Origin of the sequence: Streptomyces sp. URMC 126 (assembly GCF_051386555.1) — a bacterium.
In the GTDB taxonomy this organism is placed as follows: domain Bacteria; phylum Actinomycetota; class Actinomycetes; order Streptomycetales; family Streptomycetaceae; genus Streptomyces.
Genome location: NZ_JBPQTX010000514.1, coordinates 1 through 2,994, shown reverse-complemented (window position 1 = coordinate 2,994; position 2,994 = coordinate 1). Strand labels below are relative to the sequence as shown.

The window sequence follows — 2,994 nt, the reverse complement described above, 5'->3', positions numbered from 1 at the left end:
GGGGTGGGGGACGGGCGGTGCTCGGGCCGGTCGGTTCTTATGCCCGGGGCGGCCGGGTGGTGGTGCTCGTTCGCTGGGGATGCGGCACGGCGGGGAACCGGCGGCGGGACCGGTCCGACTGCCGCGTGACCTGCCGGGTGTGCCCTGCCCCGTTCTTCTCCGCCTTGTGCGGCGTCCGGCGCGGTGCAGCGGTGGCATCGCCGCACCGCGCCGGATCGCGGGAGAAGGGCCGAGGCGGGTGGGGTCAGAGCAGGGGCGGTGCCGGGCGGGCGCCCGCCGACTGGGCGGCCCGTTGCAGGGCGCTGGCGAGCAGGGCCAGGTCGGTCGGGCCGTTGCCCAGCTCGCGCACCGGCCTGCGGGTCGGCGGGTCGCCCATGCGCTGCCAGTCCAGGGGGACGACGGTCGGACGGAGCGTCGCCGTCCGGGGGATGCGGCCGGTGACCCGGCCCGCCTGGAACGGGGTCGCGGCCTCGTCGTCCGGACGGCACAGCCGGCCCCGGCCGGGCGCCGGACCGCCGTCCCCCTGGGCTCCCGCGTCGGCGGGGGCGATCTCCAGCGCCGCGCGCAGGGCGGCGCGCTCGGCGGCTTCCGTGCCGTCGGTGCGGTCCGGGCGGCCGGAGGCGGCGATCAGATGGATGCCGAGCCGTTCACCGTCCCGGGCGACGGCCTCCAGCGCCCGCACCACCGAACCGGCGGCCGGCCGGCCGGTGCTGCCGAGGGCCGGGGCGACCAGGGCGTCGTAGTCGTCGACCAGGACGACCAGCCGCGGCAGCGCGGTCTCCGCCGTGCGGGCGGCGGCGTCGTCGCCCCGGGCGGGGCGCAGCCGCACCGTGCCGGTGGGGGGCGAGTCGAGGTCGCCGGACGGCGGGTCGGCGGACCGCCGGGGGTTCACCACCTGGGGCGGTGGCGGGGCGTGCCGCTCGTGCCACGCGGTGAAGTCGAGCGTGCCCAGCAGCTCGGCGCGGCGCTTCAGCTCCGCGCCGAGCGCCTGCGCGAACTCCCGCATCCGGACCGGGTCCGAGGCGGCGAGGTACGTGGAGACGTGCGGCAGGTCGGTGCACACCCGTAGGCCCTCGCCGCGCTCGGCCGCCGCGCCGTCGACGAGGACGAGGGAGAGCCGGTCCGGCCGGTCCGCCGCGGCGAGCGAGGCGGCCAGCGAGCGCAGCAGCTCCGTCTTGCCGCTCCCCGGGCCGCCCTCGACCAGCAGGTGCGGGCCGTCGGCAGCCAGGTCGACGGCGAGCGGGCCGTGCGGGCCCGCGCCGAGCACGGCGACGGCACGGCCGCCGGGGCGGCTGCCGGGGTCCGTGGCCTCGGCCCAGCGGGCGGTCAGCGAGGCGGGGGTGGCGCGGGCCAGGCCGAGCTCGTCCAGCAGCCGCGCGGTCCGGGGGAGGGCGGCGACGCGAGCCGAACGGCCCGTCGGATCGGCGTCGGCGACCCGCAGGGGCGCGAGCGCCCGGGCGAACCGCTCCGCCCAGGCGCCGGACACGGCGTCCACGGCGGCCACCACCGAACCGCCGGGCGGCGGGGACGTGGCGGGGGCGGCTCCGCCGGGCGGCGCGTCCCGTTCGATGACCTGGACCACCGTAGCCACGTCACCGCCGAGCAACGCCACCGCGCCGCAGTACGGGAACGCGGGGGAGCCGGCGGCGGCCGTCTCCAGCGCGGCCGAGACCGGGAAACTGGCGGTGGTCGCCGGCGCCTCCGCGAGGCAGACCAGGTGGATGCCGGCCGCGGCGCCGCGCGCGGCCAGCCGGGCGACGGTCTCGCGGAGCGCCGACGTGCCGGGGTCACCGTCCACGATCACCACCGTGTACGGCCCGGGGTGCCGGTCCGCCGTGGCCGCGACCTGCTCCGGGGGCGCGGTCGGCCAACCGGGGCCGAGCGGACCGTCGTCGAGCCGGCGGACCAGCTCGGCGGCGCGCGCCGCGGCCTGCTCCCGGTCGTAGGCGACCAGCAGCCGGCAGTCCTGGCCGTGTGCCGGGCGGAGGTGCGGGAGCCAGCCCAGCCAGGACCACTCCGCCTGCCGCCGGTCCGCGGGGCGGGCCGGGTCCGCGGCGATCAGGACGAACTCCAGCACCGAGGGGGAGTGCAGGGCGGCGAGGTGGGCGAGGGCGGACCTGGCCAGCCCGGCCAGCCGCGCCCGGGGGCCGGCCAGCCCGAGCGAACCCGCCTGCCGCAGGCCGACCGTGACGGGGACGGCGGGCAGGAGGGCACGGCCGGTGGCGGCGGTCGTCACGCCGTGATCGAGGCCGGGGCCGGCGTCGGTGGCGGATCCGGTGGCGGGCGTGTAGCGGTCGGCCGTGCCCAGCCGGACGGTCAGCAGGTCGGGGTGGTCCGGGCCGCGCTCCCACAGCCGTGGCCCCGGGCCGAGCGCCGTGAGCAGCACGGCGGCCGGGTCCGGCCAGCGCTCGCGCAGGCTCGCGGCGGCCACGGCGGCGCTTCGGGCGCCCGCCCGGCCGGTGCCGGTGCCCGCTCCAGGGGCTGCCCCGGCCGTCGCGGGACCGGAGGCGTCCGGGCCGGCGTCGGCGGCCTGCGGTTGCCGGTCGCCGCGACCGCCGGTGAGGCGGCGCGCCCAGGCCGCTATGCCGCGGTTGCGGGGGCGCTTGCCGGACAGGCCGGAGGGGGACGCGGGCGCGGGCACGGCGGGTTGGTCGGTGGTCTCGGTGACCTCGGTGGTCTTGGCAGCCGCCGGTGTCGTCGCCGACGGCGCCGGGGCGGGGCCCGGTGAGACGGGGGTGGCCGGAGCATCGGGTCCGGGGGTGGCCGGGGTGACTCGGTCGGCCTCGGGCTCGGCGGGGATCCGTGCCGTGACCCTGGGCGCTTGCGCCGCCAGCGCGTCGGTCCGGTGCTGCCTGCCGCGTCGGCCCGAGGTGGGGTCGGTGCCGGAGGGCTCCGCAGCCGTGGAGTGCGGTCGCGCCGATCCCCGCGCCCGGTCCCGGTCGGTGTCGGCGGTGGTCTCGGGGTTGGGGGCCGGGGTGGTCTCCGGTGCGGCGT

At 80.4% G+C, this 2,994-nt stretch carries 1 protein-coding gene; it reads right to left on the bottom strand.

The features are described 5' to 3' along the window. Positions 1 to 244 precede the first annotated feature (244 nt). On the bottom strand, positions 245 to 2,994 hold a 2,750-nt coding region (locus ACSNOK_RS32130), incomplete at its 5' end, for an FtsK/SpoIIIE domain-containing protein (protein ID WP_436784318.1).